Source organism: Jannaschia sp. M317 (assembly GCF_025141175.1).
Classification (GTDB): Bacteria; Pseudomonadota; Alphaproteobacteria; order Rhodobacterales; family Rhodobacteraceae; genus Jannaschia.
In genome coordinates this window covers 2,661,378-2,677,204 of the sequence record NZ_CP081155.1, presented here as the reverse complement: position 1 = coordinate 2,677,204, position 15,827 = coordinate 2,661,378, and the positions used below count along the sequence as shown (strand labels likewise).

Genomic DNA, 15,827 nt, shown 5'->3' with positions numbered 1-15,827 from the left:
TTAGCCGCGCCCTGACGCCTGGGCATGGCGCAACACCGCGACCCGGATGGCCGAGGCGAGCCCTGCGCTGACGCCTCGGTTGCTGTCGATGCGCATGGCCAGGGCATTTACGGACAGGTCCTCGGCGCGTGCCATTTCGACGAACGCCACCCAGAATGCGTCCTCCAGCGAGACGGACGTGCGATGCCCGTGCAATGTCAAAGACCGTTTGCGGGGGCGGGCGTCGTTCATTCCCGTTCGTGCCCGTCCAACCGCCGCTGCGCCAGCTTTTGCAGGGCTTCGGCCTGGGCCTTGTCTGCCTTTGTGCGACCGAACTTCGCCGCATTGGCATCCCCGCGCGCGGCCTTTTCGGTGCGCGCGCGGGCCTTTCTGGCCGTCTTCAGATTGACGACCTTGCCACTCACTTCGGGCCGATCATGTCTTTGGGCTGGACCACGCGGTCAAAGGTTTCCGCATCGACCAGGCCCAGGCCGATCGCCTCTTCGCGCAGCGTCGTGCCGTTCTTGTGCGCGGTCTTGGCGACCTTGGTGGCGTTGTCATAACCGATGGTGGGGGCCAGCGCCGTGACCAGCATCAGGCTTTCTTTCATCAGCTTTTCGATCCGCTCTTCGTTGGCCTTCGTGCCCACGACCATGTTGTCGGTGAAGCTGGAGGCCGCGTCGCCCAGCAGCTGCATCGACTGCATGACGTTGTAGGACATCATGGGGTTGTAGACGTTCAGCTCAAAATGGCCCTGCGATCCGGCCATGCCGACGGCGGCGTCGTTGCCCATGACGTGGATACAGGCCATGGTCAGCGCCTCGGCCTGGGTCGGGTTCACCTTGCCCGGCATGATCGACGATCCCGGCTCATTCTCCGGCAGGATCAGCTCGCCCAGACCGGACCGGGGGCCGGAGCCGAGCAGACGCATGTCGTTGGCGATCTTGAACAGGCTGGCGGCAACCGTCTTGAGCGCGCCCGAGAACATGACCATGGCGTCATGGGCGGCCAGTGCCTCGAACTTGTTGGGGGCGGTGACGAAGGGCAGGCCGGTGATGTACGCGATTTCGGCGGCGACCTTTTCGGCAAAACCCTTGCGGGTGTTCAGGCCGGTGCCGACGGCGGTGCCGCCCTGGGCCAGCTCGTAGATGTCGGGCAGGCAGGCCTCGACCCGTTCGATCCCCTTGGCGACCTGGTGGGCGTAGCCGCCGAATTCCTGGCCCAGGGTCAGCGGGGTCGCGTCCTGGGTGTGGGTGCGGCCGATCTTGATGATGTCCTTGAACTCGTCAGACTTGGCGGCAAGGGCATCGTGCAGCTTGCGCAGCCCCGGCAGCAGGGTGTCGCGGGCCATCATGCCGATGCCGACGTGCATCGCTGTGGGGAAGGTGTCGTTGGACGACTGGCCCATGTTGCAATGGTCGTTCGGGTGCACCGGATCCTTGGACCCGATCACGCCGCCCATGATCTCGATCGCGCGGTTGGCGATGACCTCGTTGGAGTTCATGTTGGACTGCGTGCCGGACCCGGTCTGCCAAACCACCAGCGGGAAGTTGTCGTCGAACTTGCCGTCGATGACTTCCTGCGCGGCCTGGGCGATGGCGGCGGCGCGGTCGGCGTCCAGATCGTCGAAACCGGCGTTCACGGTCGCGGCGGCTTTCTTGATGACGCCGAGGGCGCGGACGATGGCGACCGGCTGCCGTTCCCACCCGATGGGGAAGTTCATGATCGACCGCTGGGTCTGCGCGCCCCAGTACTTGTCGGCGGGAACTTCCAGCGGTCCGAAGCTGTCGGTTTCTGTGCGGGTGGCGGTCATCTGGGCGCTCCGGCTCTGTCGATTTGTCGCCACGGGTCTAGCCGCCCCGGACCGGGGCGTCCACAGACGGCTTGCGCTAACATGCTGCCGCTTACTTGCGGAACTTGTCCAGGCTGACGACTTCGGCGTCGCGGCGGGGGGCGTCGGCTTCGTCCTCCGGCTCGATCTCGGCGAAGGGGGCCTCTTCGACGGCCTCGGCGGTCTGGGTCTCGGCGTCTTCGGGCGGGCGTTCTTCGAATCGCAGGCCGAACTCGACCGAGGGGTCGACGAAGGTGCGCAGCGCGTCGAAGGGGATCACCAGCGGTTCCGGGCTGTCGCCAAAGTTGAGGGTCACGTAGAAACGATCATCCTCGACCTCCAACCCGTCGAACCAGTGCTGCAGAACGATGGTCATATCCTCTGGATAGCGGTCGCGCAGCCAGTCGGCGATGGCCACGCCGGGATGGCGCGTGTCGAAGGAGATGAAAAAATGGTGGTCACCCGGAAGGCCGGTCTTGGCCACGTCACGCAACAGGTCTGCAATCAACCCGCGCATGGCGTCGTGCATCCGGCTGCCATAGTCGATCGTGTCGGACGTCTTGGTCATCTTGCCCCCCGCGGCTGGCCTTGACGAAGGTAGACCAGACGCCGCGTCAGGGGACAAGCCCCGAGCGGTCAGGTGTCGAGGCGGCGCACCACAACCGGCCCGGTTTCGGGCACGTCCAGTTCGAAATGCCCGGCTTGGGTCACGGTCTGCACGTGCGGGGGGCGAAAACAGACCCAGGCGGCATGATCGCGGTGCCGCGTGCTTTCGTAGCGGATGCCAGACAGGTCCCGATTTGCGCGAACGGCGCGGCCAAAGGCCTGCGGGGCCGCATAGCTGGCGGGATCGGGGTCGTGCAGATCGGGGTGGGTGCCGAAGATGTCGGCATAGGTTCCCGCCAGCCGCGCCTTGTATTCGCGATACACCTGTTGCGTGCGGGTCAGCGCGCTGACCGCCAATTCGCGACGCAGCCCGTTTGCGACCTCCAGAACCGCTGTTTCGAGGGCATCGGCGGCGTACCATGCGCCCAGATCAGCGTCGGAAAACCGCATCCCGGTGGGGGACCCGTGCAAAAAGGCGGCCATGACCACGCTGGCGTTGGGCCGCCCCATGACCCAATCCACAGGGTCGAGACGACGAAGACGGGGACCGGCCAGGCGGTCGTTTGTCCAACCCTCCAGCTCCATCACCGCGACCAGATCCTCGGGCGTGGAGATGTCGTCGAAAGCCGGGATCGGCGGAAAGCGGGACGGGATCAGGCGCGAACTGTCGTCTGGGCCGGGCAGGGTTGCGCCGGCGTGGGGGGCCTCGGTCATACGAAGACGAGGTCGCCGGGGGTGACCGGCTGCCAAGCACCCTCGGGCGCGCCATGGCCCATGGACCCACCGCGCCAGGCATCGAGATAGCGGCGGACCGTCATGATCCCGTCGAGCGCGCCATCGGTGATGAACCGACGCGGGGCGGCCCCGTGAAAGACGGTGCCGGTGTGGGCACCGTTCAGCCAGGTCATCGCCTGTGCCGGATCGCTGAACAGGATCGCCAGCGCCTTGTGAACACCCAGCATCGCCGAAATCCGCAGGAGCGTGTCCAGTGGCAGGGTCACGGGCAGCCCGTCGCGCGCCTTTTTCATCCACTGGTGATATGTCGACCGACCCGGATCCCCCAGCACGGCAATCCGCTCCCGCTCGGTCAGGATCCAGGTGTCGGCCAGGGCCGAAAAGGCGCGCAGGCCCGGCCCGCTGATGCGCGCGCGGTCGGCGCGGCTGGGCAGAGAGGGATGGGGCAGGGTGGCGGGCTGGTGTGGGGCAAGCATGGGGGCCTCCGATGTCTGGTATCGGATATAATGTCCAGATGTGGACAAGGCAAGGCCCAGGCAGACAGGCGGAGTGAACTCCGCCCTACGGCTTACGATTTCAAAGGGGGGGAAAGTGCAGGCTTCTGTTGCCAGGTGCCTGCGAACCCCGCCTTACGCTGCTAGGCGCAAGGGCTTAAGTTTCGATCTCGGCGCAGCTTACGCTGCGACGGCGACCGGAGCACGGTTGGTATTGGCAACTGTACATTGTGTACCGATAACGGTGGTAACTCACCGAGCGAAAGCTGGCCTCTTTAGACGTCCGTCGATCCTATTTCGACCCCAGGATCCCCCAATACAGGGATATTTGGTGGAGTCGCCGGGTACCGCCCCCGGGTCCGAGCCGCTTATTACAGGTGCGTTTATCGCCATAGTCCCCGAGGGAACGGTTATGATCTAGGCGTTTGACTGATTGGGTTCAAGGGGCGTGTTGTGCCGGTCTGCCGCGAAGGAGGCCGTGTAGCGGGGCGCGAAGAAGGCGGCGAAGGCCTTGACCTCGGGCCTGCGCCAGGCGGTCGGGTTGACGACCAGCCAGCTGCTCGATGCGACGGTTTCGGGCAAGGGCAGAACCGGAACAAGACCCGGCGTCGACGTGCGCGCAGGCAGGATGCCGATGCCGCCGCCCATCAGGACCGCCGCCTTGACCGCCTGCATGTTGGGGCAGGTCATGGCGATCTGATCCGGCCTGATGCGGTCCTGAAGCCAACGGTTTGCGGGATGGTCGGCCAATGCCCCGCTGAACACGAAAAAGCGGTGGATGTGAAAATCAGCCTCCGACCAGGGCTGCGACAGCCGGTCGGCATAGGTGCGCGACGCGAACAGGGACAGTGGAAAGGTCACCAGTTTGCGGCAGATCAGGTCCGGATCGTCGATCCCCATGGCAATCCGGATTGCCACGTCGCACGCCCCCCCGGAGATATCGATTTGCGCGTCGCTGGGCATCAGGTCGAAGGCGACATTCGGGTGGTCGGCCACGAAGGCCTCCAGAATGGTGGACAGACGGCTGTTGAAGGCATCGATGATCGCCGTCAGCCGGATCGTGCCCGCCTTGGCCGATGTCAGGCGTGCGGCGCTTTCTTCCAGGGTGCAGCAGGCCTGGGCGATGGTCCTTGCCTCGGGCAAGAGGGCACGGGCCTCGTCGGTGGGGCGGGCCCCACGGGTATCGCGGTCAAAAAGGGTCAGGCCCAGCGCATGTTCCAGCGCGTCGATGCGCCGCGCAACCGTGGGTTGCGCCATGCCCAGCCTTCGGGAGGCGGCCAGGGTTGACCCGGTCTCCATCACCGCGAGGAAGATGCGGATATCGGACCAATTTCGAAACCGGCTCTTCATTTATGTAGAGCTACACAACATCACAGCGAATACCAGTCCCGGCGTTCACCCCCTAGCCTGAGGTCAGTTCACCCCCGCCCCGGAGGCCGAAATGATCCTGACCCAGACACAGCCCCGCAGTTTGCCCACCCTGCCTGCCATCGGCACCGCGCTGCGGCGCTATTTCAGCGCCACGCCAGCGGGATGCGAAGCGGAGCGGCGCGCCAGCCGGGAGGTTCTGCACGAAACCCTTGCCCGAAACCCGGACGGGCTGAATTGTGATCTGGATGTGATGTCGATGATGACTGCCGGGGGCTACTGAGTGCCTGATTTCGACCCGCAGGAGGTGCTGGACCTCTGGTTTCCCGACACCGGGCATGAACGGAGCCCCGAAACCCACTCCGCCTTCTGGACGGAGCGGATGCAGGGCGGCATGGACGCCCGCATCATCGAGCAGTTCGAGCCCATGACCCGCGCCGCGGCTGCCGGATTGCTTGACCACTGGGCCCAGACACCGCGCGGGCGGCTTGCGCTGTTGATCGTGCTGGACCAATTCCCGCGCAGTTTGTGGCGTGACACGCCAGCTGCTTATGCGCAGGACATTCAGGCCTGTCGTCTGGCGATGGAGGGGCTGTCGAACGGGGATGCCCTGACGTTGGCCCCCTGGGAAATCATGTTCTTCGTCATCGCCATCAGCCATTGCGAAGGGCCGGATCACGTGGATCGCATGGGGATGCTGGATGGCGTCACCGAGACGGTCATCGACCGCCTGCCCAAGTCGCTGGCAGGGGTCGGCCCGATGATTTCCGCTCAGACCGCGCGGGTAAAGGCGATCATCGAAACCTTCGGGCGTCATCCGCACCGCAACCAGATCCTGTCCCGCATCTCCTCTCCGGCGGAGGAGGCCTATATCGCCGCCGGGGATTTCCCGCACCTGCCCAAGGACGGGCCCGAAGAGGGCGCATGAAAAAGGCCCCGCCGGATCTCTCCGACGGGGCCAAGGCGTGGATCCTTGGGATCAGAAGCCGGCCTTGATCCGCTCAAAGGTTTCGTTCTGCATCTCGCGCAGCTCTGCGGCCATCGGCAGCTGCGCCAGAACCGGCGCGTCGATGGTGCCGAGGCCGGACGCGACCAGCGCCTCTTCGCCCTGACCTTCCATGGCCTTGGCGTTGGACTGGCCATACCCGGCGTCCAGCAGGGCCACGGTCGACGTGGGCGACAGCATCGCATTGATGTAGTCGTAGGCGCGCGCCTCTTCGCCCTCGGCGTCCTTCATGTTGACGTAGCCGCACAACCACAGCGACGAGCCTTCGGCCGCCTCGCGCTGAAAGCCGATGGGGAAACCTTCTTCGACCATGGTGGGCAGGGTTTCGTTCCAGGCCCAGCTGACCAGAACCTCGCCCGAGGCCAGCAGTTGCGCCAATTCGGCGGGGTCGGTCCAATAGGTGCGCAGGTTGGCATGCGCCTGACGCAGCCATGCCGACGCAGCCTCGAACTGTTCGGTGGTGGCGGTGGACCAGTCGGTCACGCCGGTCGCCAGATAGGCCAGCGCATAGGCGTCGTCGACGTTGTCGGGCAGGGTCATGCGGCCCTGGTATTTCGGGTTCAGGAACACGTCGAGCGAGGCGACATCCTCTGCGGGGACCTCATCGGCGTTGTAGGCAATCGCGGTGGAGCCGTAATCCGTGGGCATGAAATACACGTCTTCGGTCGTTGCGACCTCGGTGCCGGTCAGGTCGGTGTTCAGGTTGGCCCATTCGGGGATCAGGCTCAGGTCCCAGGGCTCGACAATGCCCGACGCGACGAACTTGGTGACAGAGCCCGCGCAGATATGCGTGACGTCCGCCTTGAAGCCCGAGGACAGCTTTTGGAACGCCTCTTCCTCGTCTCCGAAAAAGGCAAAGTCCGGGCTGTCGCCGTGGGCCGCGACGTAGTCGGCGTGAAAGGCGGGATCTTCGAACCCGGCATAGTCGAAAACGGTCATCTGGGCTGCGGCAGGCATGGCCAGCAGCGCAGCGGCCCCGCCCAGAAGGGTGGCTTTGACGTTCATTGGTCTCTCCCGTGTTGGACCTGTTTCGAGGATACCTAGGCGGGCTGTGCGCCCCCGGCAAGCGGTCTCAGACGCGGCCGCGCCTGGCCTGCCCACGGTGGAACAGCGCGATGGTCAACGCCTCCAGCTCTGCCAGGACGAGACGCGCCTCCGACCCGTCGCGGGCGCGCACCGCGTTGGCAAGTCGGCGGTAGTTGCGCGTGATCTCCTGCCGGTCGCGATCAGGGTAGGTGATCATGTTCATCAGCGGCTGCATCCCCTCGACGGCACCCGCCAGTTGATAGGACAGAACGGGGTTGTGCGCGGCATCCACAAAGGCCCGGTGAAAGGCCACGTCGGCGGCGCAAAACGCGATGTCGTCGCACCGCGCGGACAGGGCATCGACCGCTTTCTTCATGTCGTGCAGGTCCGCCGGTTCGTGGTTCGCGCAGGCCAGATCGGCGCAGGCCCGTTCCAGGGCAAAGCGCGCCTCGGCGGCGGTTTCAAAGTCGACGGCGTTCATCGACAACAGCAGGGTAGAGGTGGCGACATGCGCCTCGACCGCCGCGTCAAAGGTCAGGTGGTTGACGAAGGCCCCGCCGGAATGGCCGCGTTTGGTGCGGATCAGGTTGCGGGCGGCAAGCCGTTTGAGCGCCTCGCGCACCGTTGCGCGCGAACAATCGAACTGCACCGCAAGCTCCGCCTCTGACGGCAGGCGATCATCGGCCATCAGGTCGCCGGTAGCGATCCGCATGGCGATCTGGTCAGAGATGTCGGTCGACAGCGGTCTGGAGGCGGGCAAAGACGATTTCCAATTGTCAGACATTTAAAGGTCTGACATTTGATAAGGGAGAATCGTTGCCTGCACAAGCAAACCGGGGAGGGTCCGCTTGCGCCATCTTTCGCGAATGACCGCGCCGCATTGGCTCGCGCTTTATGCCGGCTTGATCCTGGCCTGGGCGGCGGTCTGGGCGGCCTCGGTCCCGTCCAATTGGGGGGCGGCCCTCCGGGATCTGTGCCTGACGCCCGCCGCTCAGGTCGGGCTGCCGGGGTTGGTCGTGATGTGGCTGATCATGTCGGCGGCCATGATGTTGCCGACGGCGCTGCCTGCCTTTGCGACCCATGACGACATCGCGGACACGCAGGGCACCGGTGGCGGCGCGCGGCTGGTGGCTGGCTATGGTGTCATCTGGATCGGGTTCGCGGTGATCGCGGCGGGCGTGCAGATGCTGGCCGCGCGGGCGGGCGTGGCGGAATCGGTCTGGTTGGCCGCCGCGCTGCTGATCCTGGCGGGGGGGTATCAGTTCTCTGCGATAAAGGAGGCGTGCCTTTCCAAGTGCCGCCAGCCTTTGACCTTTTTCATGCAGCATTGGGACGAAGGTCCCTGGCGAATGGGCCTGCGTCTGGGGGCGACCTGTCTTGGCTGCTGCTGGGCGCTGATGGCGCTGGGACTGATCGGCGGCACCATGAGCCTGGGCTTCATGGCGCTGGCCACCCTGTTGATGACATTGGAAAAACTTACCCGAGGCACGCTGGTGCCCTCGGCCATCGGCCTCGCTTGTCTGACCGGCGCTGGCTACCTGATCGGAGGAACCCTATGACCAAAATTGCTGCCCCCGTGGTGACCAGTCGCCACCCCGACGCCCGGCCCAGTGCCGCAGGTCAGACGCCTTGGGCGATCAAGGGAGAGCTGATCCTGAACTGCAATTGCACCGTGTTCTGTCCCTGCGTCGTAAGCCTGGGCAAACATGCCCCGACCGAGGGGTATTGCCAAGCCTGGTCCGGCATCCGGATCGACGAAGGCCACTATGGCGACAGCGATCTGTCCGGGCTGAACGTCGGATTGCTGCTGGAAATTCCAGGGCTTATGGCGCGGGGCAACTGGAAGGCGGCTGCGTTCATCGACGACCGTGCGGATCAGGCGGCCTATCTGGCCCTGATCGAGATCTTCTCGGGCCGGGCCAAGGGGACGACCGGGTTGTTCAAGCTGCTGGTCAGCGAATTCCTGGGGGCCGAACGCGCCACGATCACCTATGAAAACGAGGGTAAGACCCGCCGCCTGATGGTGGGCAAGAAGATCCAGGGCGAAGTTGTGCCGGTCAAGGGCAAGCGCCCGGATGAGGACATCGTCGCCACCAACACCGAATACTGGATGGGGTCCGACATTACCGTTGCCACCGCCACCAAGGGCCGCGTGCGCGCCTTTGGCCGGGTGTGGGACTTTGACGGACGTTCTGCCGAAATCTGTCAGATTGATTGGTCCGGACCAGAGGTGCCACGGTGACGATCGGGGTATCAGATCACGTCGGATCGACGGGTGACCAACGGGTGATCCGGGTCGGATCAAACGTCAGACAACTGGAGCTGCTCTGATGGTCGCGCTGGCCCGTTCGAACCGGGTGCGCCGCACCTGGTGGACCGACGCCGTCGACCGTGCGGGGTGCACCGCCTACACGGTTTACAACCGGATGATGTTGCCCGCGTCGTTTGCGGGCACGGACGTCGACGCCGCGCATCTGAAACGGGCGGTTCAGGTCTGGGATGTCGCCTGCGAACGGCAGGTGGAAATCACCGGCCCCGATGCCGACACGCTGATGCAACGGCTGACGCCGCGCGACCTGTCGCAATTGCAGATGAACCAATGCGCCTATGTTCCGATCTGCAACCACGATGGTGGCATGCTGAATGATCCGGTCGCGCTGAAACCGCGTCCGGATACCTGGTGGGTCAGCCTGGCCGACGGAGAGCTGCGGTTGTGGATCGAAGGCATGGCCGAAGCGGGCGGCTATGGCGTGCAGGTGTTCGAGGCCGACGTGCAGCCGCTTGCCATCCAGGGACCGCTGGCCAACGAGCTTGCCGCGCGGGTTTTCGGCGAAGAGGTGCGCGCGCTCAAGTTCTTCCGCCACGGGCGGTTCCCGTTCAACGGGACCGAGATGATCATCAGCCGCACCGGTTATTCCAAGCAGGGCGGTTTCGAAGTCTACGTGGAGCGGGAACAGGACGCGATGCCCTTGTGGAACGCCTTGTTCGAGGCGGGGCGCGATCTGGACGTGCGCGCCGGCTGTCCGAACCTGGTGGAGCGGATCGAGGGCGGCATGCTCAGCTACGGCAACGACATGACCGACCTGGATACGCCGTTCGACGTGGGGCTTGATAAATACGTGCAGGTCTATGACTGCATCGGCGGCCCGGCGTTGAAGGACTATGTGTCCAACCGGCGGCTGATGGCCGTCGAGATGGAGGGACCGGTGCCCGGTTGCGACCGTCGCTGGCCCATCCTTCTGGACGGAGAGCGGATCGGCGTCGTCACCTCGGCGGCCTGGTCGCTGGACTTCAACTGCGGTGTGGCGATCGGCATGGTCGATCGTCGCTGGGGCGCGGGCGAAGCGGTGACAATCGCCACTCAGGACGGGCCCAAAGCCGCCGTTCTGAAAGAGAAGTTTTGGAGATAGAAAGGGTTACGACATGACGTTCAAGGCACTTGTGGTGGACAAGGACGAGGATGGAACCCGCGCATCGGTCAAGGATCTGACGCTGGCGGACCTGCCCGAGGCAGAGGTGACCGTGGCGGTCGAGTATTCGACCGTGAACTACAAGGACGGGCTGTGCATCGGACCAGGCGGCGGGTTGGTGCGCAAGTATCCGCACGTGCCTGGCATCGACTTCAGCGGCACCGTCGAGACCTCCGACGACCCGCGCTATGCGCCCGGCGACAAGGTGGTTCTGACCGGCTGGCGCGTGGGCGAGGCGCATTGGGGCGGCTATAGCCAGAAGGCCCGCGTCAAGGCCGATTGGCTGGTGCCGCTGCCCCAGGGGCTGACGACGCGGCAGGCAATGGCCGTGGGCACCGCCGGGTTCACGGCGATGCTGGCGGTTCAGGCGCTGGAGGATCACGGCATCAAGTCCGGACCGGTTCTGGTGACCGGGGCCGCGGGGGGCGTCGGCTCGGTCGCGGTGGCGTTGCTTTCGGCGATGGGCAAACAGGTTGCGGCCGTGACCGGACGCCCGGATCAGGCCGACTATCTGACCAGTCTCGGGGCCACGCAGATCGTGGCCCGCGAAGAGTTGGCGGAGACGGTCAAGCGCCCCCTGGAGGCGGAGACCTGGGGCGGTTGCGTCGATGCGGTTGGCGGGGCCATGCTGGCGCGCCTGCTGGGGCAGATGGAATACGGGGCCTCGGTCGCGGCCGTCGGTCTGGCCGGTGGCGCGAACCTGCCTGCGACGGTCATTCCGTTCCTCTTGCGCGGCGTGAACTTGCTGGGCATCGACAGCGTGATGCAGCCCTACGACAACCGCGTGCGGGCCTGGGCGCGGCTGGCCGAGGTCCTGCCGATGGACAAGCTGGAGGCGATGGTCGTGCCTGCAACCCTGGGCGACTTGCCCGGCCTTGGGGCGGATATCCTGAAGGGGCAGGTCCGGGGCCGGGTCGTCGTGGATGTCGCCGCTGGCTGATTAAATCGGGGAACGGCGCGATGTGCCGTTTCCCCCTCGCGCCCATGCACTATGTCGGGCGACATGACAGCGATACTTTATTGGATGCGCCGGGATTTCCGCCTGGCCGACAACCCCGCCCTGACATGGGCCGCGGCCCAGGGTCGCCCGGTGATCCCGGTCTTCTTGCTGGACGAGGTGGTCGATACCTGGGGCGCGGCGCCGAAATGGCGGCTGGGCCTGGGGTTGGAGGCGATGGCAACGGCGCTGGACGGGATCGGCAGCCGGTTGATCCTGCGGCGCGGCGATGCTCTGGCCAGTTTGCGGGCGTTGGTGGCGGACACCGGGGCGGATACCGTCGTCTGGAACCGCCTGTACGTTGAGGATGAGCGCGCGCGCGACACTGCGGTCAAGGAAGCGCTGCGGGACGATGGGCTGACCGCGCGCAGCTTTGGCGCGCATGTCCTGTTCGAACCCTGGACGGTCGAAACCGGCAGTGGCGGTTATTACAAGGTTTACACGCCGTTCTGGAAGGCCGTCCGCGACCGCGACCCGGGCGATGCCATGGCACCCGTTGCCGATCTGCAAGAGCCACAGGATTGGCCCGCGACAGAGGTGCTGGGCGACTGGGCTCTTGGCCAGGCGATGCGGCGAGGGGCCGATGTGGTGGCGCGGCACGTGACCGTCGGGGAACAGGCCGCCCGCGACAGGTTGGACCGGTTCATTGATGGCCCTATCGCGGATTACGCAACGTCACGCGACATGCTGGCCCAAGACGGCACCAGCGGTCTGTCCGAAAACCTGACCTATGGCGAAATCGGCATCCGCACCTGTTGGGCCGCAGGGCAGGGTGCGCTGCGCGATGGCAAGCCCGGGGCGGAGACCTTTCTCAAGGAGTTGGTCTGGCGCGATTTCGCCCATCACCTCGCCTATCATACGCCGCGCCTGACGTCCGAGAACTGGCGCCCGGAATGGGATGCCTTTCCCTGGCAGGGCGACGGGGCGCTGGCCGAAGCCTGGCGGCGCGGCCGCACCGGGATCGAGGCCGTGGATGCCGGCATGCGAGAGTTGTATGTCACCGGTCGGATGCACAACCGGGCCCGCATGCTGGTCGCCAGCTATTTGACCAAGCATCTGATGACAAATTGGAAATTGGGCGCGGACTGGTTCGCCGACTGCCTGGTCGACTGGGACCCCGCGTCAAACGCGATGGGCTGGCAATGGGCGGCCGGGTCCGGCCCTGATGCGGCCCCGTTTTTTCGGATCTTCAACCCCGATACCCAAGCGGAAAAATTCGACCCGCGCGGGGTCTATCGCCGCCGTTGGCTGGCCGAGGGGCAGGCCGATCCGGCGCCCGAGGCGTCGGCGTTCTATGATGCGATCCCACGCAGCTGGGATCTGTCGCCGGGGGATTCCTACCCGTCACCGATCGTCGGTCTGAAGGCCGGGCGGGAACGGGCGCTGGACGCCTACAAGCAGCGGGACCCGGCGTAATGTCGGCACCTGCAAGCTTGCCCAAAAGGTTAAGGGATGGTTTCGTGCCGTCCGAGGAGAGTTCGGGGGACCAGATGGACGCAATCACGACGCTCGATGGACAGACCGACCTGCCGCGATACTTCGGTGCCTGTTGGGCGATGCTGGAGCAGACGCAAAGTGGCCGCATGGATGTCGTGCTGCCCGATGGCCGCAGGTTCCGCCATGTCGGCGGACAGCCGGGGCCGGTGGGCGAGATCGTGGTGCATGACCCTGCCGTCTTTGCCCGCCTGGTGCGCGAGGGTGATCTTGGTTTCACCGATGCCTACCTGGAAGGGCAGTGGTCCACGCCGGACCTGATGGCTCTGTTCGATCTGATCAACAAGGAAGGCGACAGCCTGATCCAGCAGCAGCGCGGCCTGGCCCTGTTGCGGGTCTATGAACGCCTGCGGTTCTGGATGCAGCGGAACACCAAGGATCAGGCCAAAAAGAACATCTCGGCGCATTACGACCTGGGCAACGCGTTCTACGGCCTGTGGCTGGACGATACGATGACCTATTCGGCGGGCATCTTTCAGACCGGACAAGAAAGCCTGGAGGCGGCGCAGATCGCCAAATACGCCTCCATCGTGGACCGGATGGAGGTGAAGCCGGGCGAACATGTGCTGGAAATCGGCTGCGGCTGGGGCGGGTTCGCGGAATATGCGGCGGGCGAACGGGGGCTGCGGGTCACCTGCCTGACGCTGAGCAAGGAACAGTTGAAGTTCGCCCGTGATCGCATTGAAAAAGCGGGGCTTTCTGATCAGGTCGAGTTCAAGTTGCAGGACTATCGCGACGAGACCGGCAGCTATGACGGGATCGCCTCGATCGAAATGTTCGAGGCCGTTGGCCAACGATACTGGCCTGCGTATTTCGACACCCTGCGCGACCGGCTGCGCCCTGGGCGTCAGGCGAGTTTGCAGATCATCACCGTGCCGGACAAACGCTGGGACATCTACATCGGAAGCGTTGATTTCATTCAGAAATACATCTTTCCCGGTGGGTTTTTACCGGCGCCCTTCCGCCTGTCGGAGGAAATCGACCGCGCGGGTCTGGAGGAAGGCAGTTCCTTCAGCATTGCAAAGGGTTACAGCCAAACGCTCCGGCGGTGGTTCGACCGGTTCAACGACCGCTGGGACGAGGTCGCGGCCCAGGGCTTCGACGATCGCTTCCGCCGGATGTGGAATACTTACCTTACGTCTTGCGCCGGGGCCTTCGAATACGGCAATTGCGATGTCATCCAGATGATCGTTCGAAAGCCCAGCTAATGCCCACACCCGCCAAGCTCGTCTGTGCCGTCCTGTTTGCTGTCCTGGGCTGGTGGACCGGCGAGACGATCGTGCGGGAGGTTCTGCCGGAAGGCGTCGTCGTCGGTCGGTTCCGCGAATGGATCGCGCTTGGCGGGTTGATCGTCGGTTGGAAATATATCGGCCGCGTTTGTTCGGGCGAGATGAACAAGGGCACCACCATGACCCGCGCCGTCACGGCGGGGATTGGGGGGGCGTTCGTTCTGATGCTTCTGGGCCTGGTGCTGCACAGCTTCTCGGTGATGATCATCGAATCCCTCGACAGTAAGTATACCGAGGTCGGCCCGGCGGCGGCGGCCTGGATGGAATACCTGTGGGAAGATGCGCAGCTGATCGTCAATCCGATCGTTCTGGGCACATTCTTTGGTGGTGCGGCAGTGGTCGGCCTGATCGGCGGGATCGTCGGGCGGACCCTGCGATGAGCCGTCTGTTCCTGTTCGGCACCCTGCGATGGCACCCGCTGTTGGAGGCGGTCGCGGGCTGTCCCGTTGCCACGACCCCGGCCTCGTTGGACGGCTGGCAGGTGCAGCGCGCGTCCGCCGGGGATTGGCCGGTGTTGGTGCCCGGTGGTCTGGCCCAGGGGCTGATGACCGAGGATCTGGACGCAGAGGCGCGGGCCCGGCTCGACTGGTACGAGACGGCGTTCGGCTATGGCTTCGAGGCGGTCGAAGTCGTCGACGGCGAAGGCCAAACGCAGTTGGTGGACGTTTACCGCGAAACGGATCCGGGCGAGGGCACAGGCGAAAGCTGGAGCCTGGACGCCTGGATCGCGGGGCATGGCGAGCGGACCTTGATTGCCAGCGCCGAAGTGATGCGGGGACGGGGGGTGATCACGCCTGCCGACCTGACGCGTCGGCGCGGCGTGTTGCATGCACGCGCTCATGGCGTTGTGATGGGGCGGGCCACCACGCGACAGATCACGGTCGGCGGTGAATTCGTGCGCGAAGATGTCGAGGTGCGCGAAGTGCGCTATCCCTACGACGGCTTTCATCGGGTCGAGGAATGGCTGATCGATCATCCGCGGTTCGACGGCAGCCGCAGCGGCACCATTCAACGCGCGCTGAGCCATGTGACCGACGCGGCGACGGTTCTGCCCTACGACCCGGTGCGTGACCGGGTGCTGGTGGTGGAACAGATCCGCGTCGGGCCTCTGGCCAAGGACGACCCGCGCCCCTGGATGATCGAACCGGTCGCCGGACTGATCGACGCGGGCGAAACGGCCGTGGCCACCGCGCTGCGCGAAACCCAGGAGGAAGCCGATCTGGAGATCGGCGAGGACGACCTGCATTTCGTCGCCCGCTACTATCCCAGCCCCGGCGGCTTGGCGCAGGTGCTGCATTCCTACATTGCGATTGCCGACCTGCCGGATACGCTGGCCACCACCGGCGGCATCGAGGAGGAGGCGGAGGATCTGCGCATCCACCTGATCCCGCTGGACGATCTGATCGCGATGATCGAAACCGGCGAGGCCGCGAACGCGCCTTTGATCCTCAGCGCGCAGTGGCTTGCGCTTCACCGCGCGCGGTTCCGGTTGAACGGCTGACGGGGGCCGTCTAGACCCGTCTCACACGTAT

General features: G+C 65.2%; 19 protein-coding genes and 1 other RNA gene. 10 read left to right on the top strand and 10 right to left on the bottom strand.

Annotation, left to right across the window (positions count from 1 at the left end; translation table 11 throughout):
* From K3551_RS13590 to K3551_RS13555, 8 genes are all read right to left on the bottom strand, one after another.
* Positions 1-231, bottom strand: a complete 231-nt coding sequence (locus tag K3551_RS13590) for a ribbon-helix-helix domain-containing protein (RefSeq protein ID WP_259914221.1) — start codon at positions 229-231, stop codon at positions 1-3.
* Complete coding sequence (locus K3551_RS13585; RefSeq protein WP_259914219.1) at positions 228-404, bottom strand: DUF4169 family protein; 177 nt, start codon at positions 402-404, stop codon at positions 228-230. The genes K3551_RS13590 and K3551_RS13585 overlap by 4 nt, the downstream gene beginning before the upstream one ends.
* On the bottom strand, positions 401-1,792 hold the full coding sequence (fumC, locus tag K3551_RS13580) for a class II fumarate hydratase (protein WP_259914218.1): 1,392 nt from the start codon (positions 1,790-1,792) through the stop codon (positions 401-403). The genes K3551_RS13585 and fumC overlap by 4 nt, the downstream gene beginning before the upstream one ends.
* Positions 1,793-1,883: 91 nt before the next feature.
* Positions 1,884-2,378 carry an SspB family protein gene (locus tag K3551_RS13575; RefSeq protein ID WP_259914216.1) on the bottom strand — a complete coding sequence of 165 codons (495 nt, stop codon included), beginning with the start codon at positions 2,376-2,378 and terminating at the stop codon, positions 1,884-1,886.
* Positions 2,379-2,446: 68 nt separating this feature from the next.
* Positions 2,447-3,130 carry an RES family NAD+ phosphorylase gene (locus tag K3551_RS13570; RefSeq protein ID WP_259914213.1) on the bottom strand — a complete coding sequence of 228 codons (684 nt, stop codon included), beginning with the start codon at positions 3,128-3,130 and terminating at the stop codon, positions 2,447-2,449.
* Positions 3,127-3,627 carry an MbcA/ParS/Xre antitoxin family protein gene (locus K3551_RS13565; protein ID WP_259914210.1) on the bottom strand — a complete coding sequence of 167 codons (501 nt, stop codon included), beginning with the start codon at positions 3,625-3,627 and terminating at the stop codon, positions 3,127-3,129. The genes K3551_RS13570 and K3551_RS13565 overlap by 4 nt, the downstream gene beginning before the upstream one ends.
* A gap of 114 nt (positions 3,628-3,741) precedes the next feature.
* Positions 3,742-4,092: a transfer-messenger RNA gene (gene ssrA, locus K3551_RS13560) on the bottom strand.
* The gene (locus tag K3551_RS13555; RefSeq protein WP_259919628.1) at positions 4,063-4,944 is read right to left on the bottom strand and encodes a LysR family transcriptional regulator; all 882 of its coding nucleotides are present in this window, start codon (positions 4,942-4,944) and stop codon (positions 4,063-4,065) included. Before K3551_RS13555 ends, ssrA begins: the two co-directional genes overlap by 30 nt.
* Before the next feature lie 142 nt (positions 4,945-5,086).
* Between K3551_RS13555 and K3551_RS13550 the strand changes: the two genes are divergently transcribed.
* On the top strand, positions 5,087-5,296 hold the full coding sequence (locus tag K3551_RS13550; protein WP_259914208.1) for a hypothetical protein: 210 nt from the start codon (positions 5,087-5,089) through the stop codon (positions 5,294-5,296).
* A complete protein-coding gene (locus tag K3551_RS13545) occupies positions 5,297-5,941 on the top strand; it encodes a DUF924 family protein (RefSeq protein ID WP_259914205.1) in 645 nt (214 codons plus the stop codon).
* A gap of 51 nt (positions 5,942-5,992) precedes the next feature.
* On the opposite strand, the gene K3551_RS13540 is transcribed toward K3551_RS13545, so the two are convergent.
* Together K3551_RS13540 and K3551_RS13535 are read right to left on the bottom strand one after the other, a co-directional pair.
* Positions 5,993-7,024 (bottom strand): ABC transporter substrate-binding protein, encoded by a 1,032-nt coding sequence (locus K3551_RS13540; protein WP_259914203.1) that lies wholly within the window; start codon positions 7,022-7,024, stop codon positions 5,993-5,995.
* A gap of 67 nt (positions 7,025-7,091) precedes the next feature.
* On the bottom strand, positions 7,092-7,829 hold the full coding sequence (locus K3551_RS13535; RefSeq protein WP_409197380.1) for a FadR/GntR family transcriptional regulator: 738 nt from the start codon (positions 7,827-7,829) through the stop codon (positions 7,092-7,094).
* Positions 7,830-7,893: 64 nt separating this feature from the next.
* Here K3551_RS13535 and K3551_RS13530 point away from each other — a divergent pair, with 64 nt between their 5' ends.
* From K3551_RS13530 to K3551_RS13495, 8 genes are all read left to right on the top strand, one after another.
* Positions 7,894-8,604 carry a DUF2182 domain-containing protein gene (locus tag K3551_RS13530; protein WP_259914201.1) on the top strand — a complete coding sequence of 237 codons (711 nt, stop codon included), beginning with the start codon at positions 7,894-7,896 and terminating at the stop codon, positions 8,602-8,604.
* Positions 8,601-9,287 (top strand): DUF1326 domain-containing protein, encoded by a 687-nt coding sequence (locus K3551_RS13525; protein WP_259914198.1) that lies wholly within the window; start codon positions 8,601-8,603, stop codon positions 9,285-9,287. Before K3551_RS13530 ends, K3551_RS13525 begins: the two co-directional genes overlap by 4 nt.
* A gap of 88 nt (positions 9,288-9,375) precedes the next feature.
* Positions 9,376-10,455 carry a dimethylsulfoniopropionate demethylase gene (locus K3551_RS13520; RefSeq protein WP_259914196.1) on the top strand — a complete coding sequence of 360 codons (1,080 nt, stop codon included), beginning with the start codon at positions 9,376-9,378 and terminating at the stop codon, positions 10,453-10,455.
* 13 nt (positions 10,456-10,468) lie between these two features.
* Complete coding sequence (gene acuI / locus K3551_RS13515; protein ID WP_259914193.1) at positions 10,469-11,455, top strand: acryloyl-CoA reductase; 987 nt, start codon at positions 10,469-10,471, stop codon at positions 11,453-11,455.
* 63 nt (positions 11,456-11,518) lie between these two features.
* On the top strand, positions 11,519-12,928 hold the full coding sequence (locus tag K3551_RS13510; RefSeq protein ID WP_259914190.1) for a deoxyribodipyrimidine photo-lyase: 1,410 nt from the start codon (positions 11,519-11,521) through the stop codon (positions 12,926-12,928).
* A 74-nt stretch (positions 12,929-13,002) separates the two neighbouring features.
* Positions 13,003-14,214, top strand: coding sequence for a cyclopropane-fatty-acyl-phospholipid synthase family protein (locus tag K3551_RS13505; protein ID WP_259914187.1), 1,212 nt, complete (start codon positions 13,003-13,005; stop codon positions 14,212-14,214).
* Complete coding sequence (locus K3551_RS13500; protein WP_259914184.1) at positions 14,214-14,675, top strand: TrgA family protein; 462 nt, start codon at positions 14,214-14,216, stop codon at positions 14,673-14,675. Before K3551_RS13505 ends, K3551_RS13500 begins: the two co-directional genes overlap by 1 nt.
* Positions 14,672-15,796, top strand: a complete 1,125-nt coding sequence (locus tag K3551_RS13495) for an NUDIX domain-containing protein (RefSeq protein ID WP_259914182.1) — start codon at positions 14,672-14,674, stop codon at positions 15,794-15,796. The genes K3551_RS13500 and K3551_RS13495 overlap by 4 nt, the downstream gene beginning before the upstream one ends.
* The last annotated feature ends 31 nt before the right edge of the window (positions 15,797-15,827 follow it).

Excerpts from the sequence above, each read along its gene's own strand:
- K3551_RS13575 (WP_259914216.1), bottom strand. The coding sequence starts at position 2,378 with ATGACCAAGACGTCCGACACGATCGACTATGGCAGCCGGATGCACGAC.
- K3551_RS13550 (WP_259914208.1), top strand. The coding sequence starts at position 5,087 with ATGATCCTGACCCAGACACAGCCCCGCAGTTTGCCCACCCTGCCTGCC.
- fumC (WP_259914218.1), bottom strand. The coding sequence starts at position 1,792 with ATGACCGCCACCCGCACAGAAACCGACAGCTTCGGACCGCTGGAAGTT.
- K3551_RS13495 (WP_259914182.1), top strand. The coding sequence starts at position 14,672 with ATGAGCCGTCTGTTCCTGTTCGGCACCCTGCGATGGCACCCGCTGTTG.
- K3551_RS13555 (WP_259919628.1), bottom strand. The coding sequence starts at position 4,944 with ATGGAGACCGGGTCAACCCTGGCCGCCTCCCGAAGGCTGGGCATGGCG.
- K3551_RS13590 (WP_259914221.1), bottom strand. The coding sequence starts at position 231 with ATGAACGACGCCCGCCCCCGCAAACGGTCTTTGACATTGCACGGGCAT.
- K3551_RS13505 (WP_259914187.1), top strand. The coding sequence starts at position 13,003 with ATGGACGCAATCACGACGCTCGATGGACAGACCGACCTGCCGCGATAC.
- K3551_RS13540 (WP_259914203.1), bottom strand. The coding sequence starts at position 7,024 with ATGAACGTCAAAGCCACCCTTCTGGGCGGGGCCGCTGCGCTGCTGGCC.
- K3551_RS13535 (WP_409197380.1), bottom strand. The coding sequence starts at position 7,829 with ATGTCTGACAATTGGAAATCGTCTTTGCCCGCCTCCAGACCGCTGTCG.
- K3551_RS13500 (WP_259914184.1), top strand. The coding sequence starts at position 14,214 with ATGCCCACACCCGCCAAGCTCGTCTGTGCCGTCCTGTTTGCTGTCCTG.
- K3551_RS13565 (WP_259914210.1), bottom strand. The coding sequence starts at position 3,627 with ATGCTTGCCCCACACCAGCCCGCCACCCTGCCCCATCCCTCTCTGCCC.
- K3551_RS13520 (WP_259914196.1), top strand. The coding sequence starts at position 9,376 with ATGGTCGCGCTGGCCCGTTCGAACCGGGTGCGCCGCACCTGGTGGACC.
- K3551_RS13510 (WP_259914190.1), top strand. The coding sequence starts at position 11,519 with ATGACAGCGATACTTTATTGGATGCGCCGGGATTTCCGCCTGGCCGAC.
- K3551_RS13525 (WP_259914198.1), top strand. The coding sequence starts at position 8,601 with ATGACCAAAATTGCTGCCCCCGTGGTGACCAGTCGCCACCCCGACGCC.
- acuI (WP_259914193.1), top strand. The coding sequence starts at position 10,469 with ATGACGTTCAAGGCACTTGTGGTGGACAAGGACGAGGATGGAACCCGC.
- K3551_RS13570 (WP_259914213.1), bottom strand. The coding sequence starts at position 3,130 with ATGACCGAGGCCCCCCACGCCGGCGCAACCCTGCCCGGCCCAGACGAC.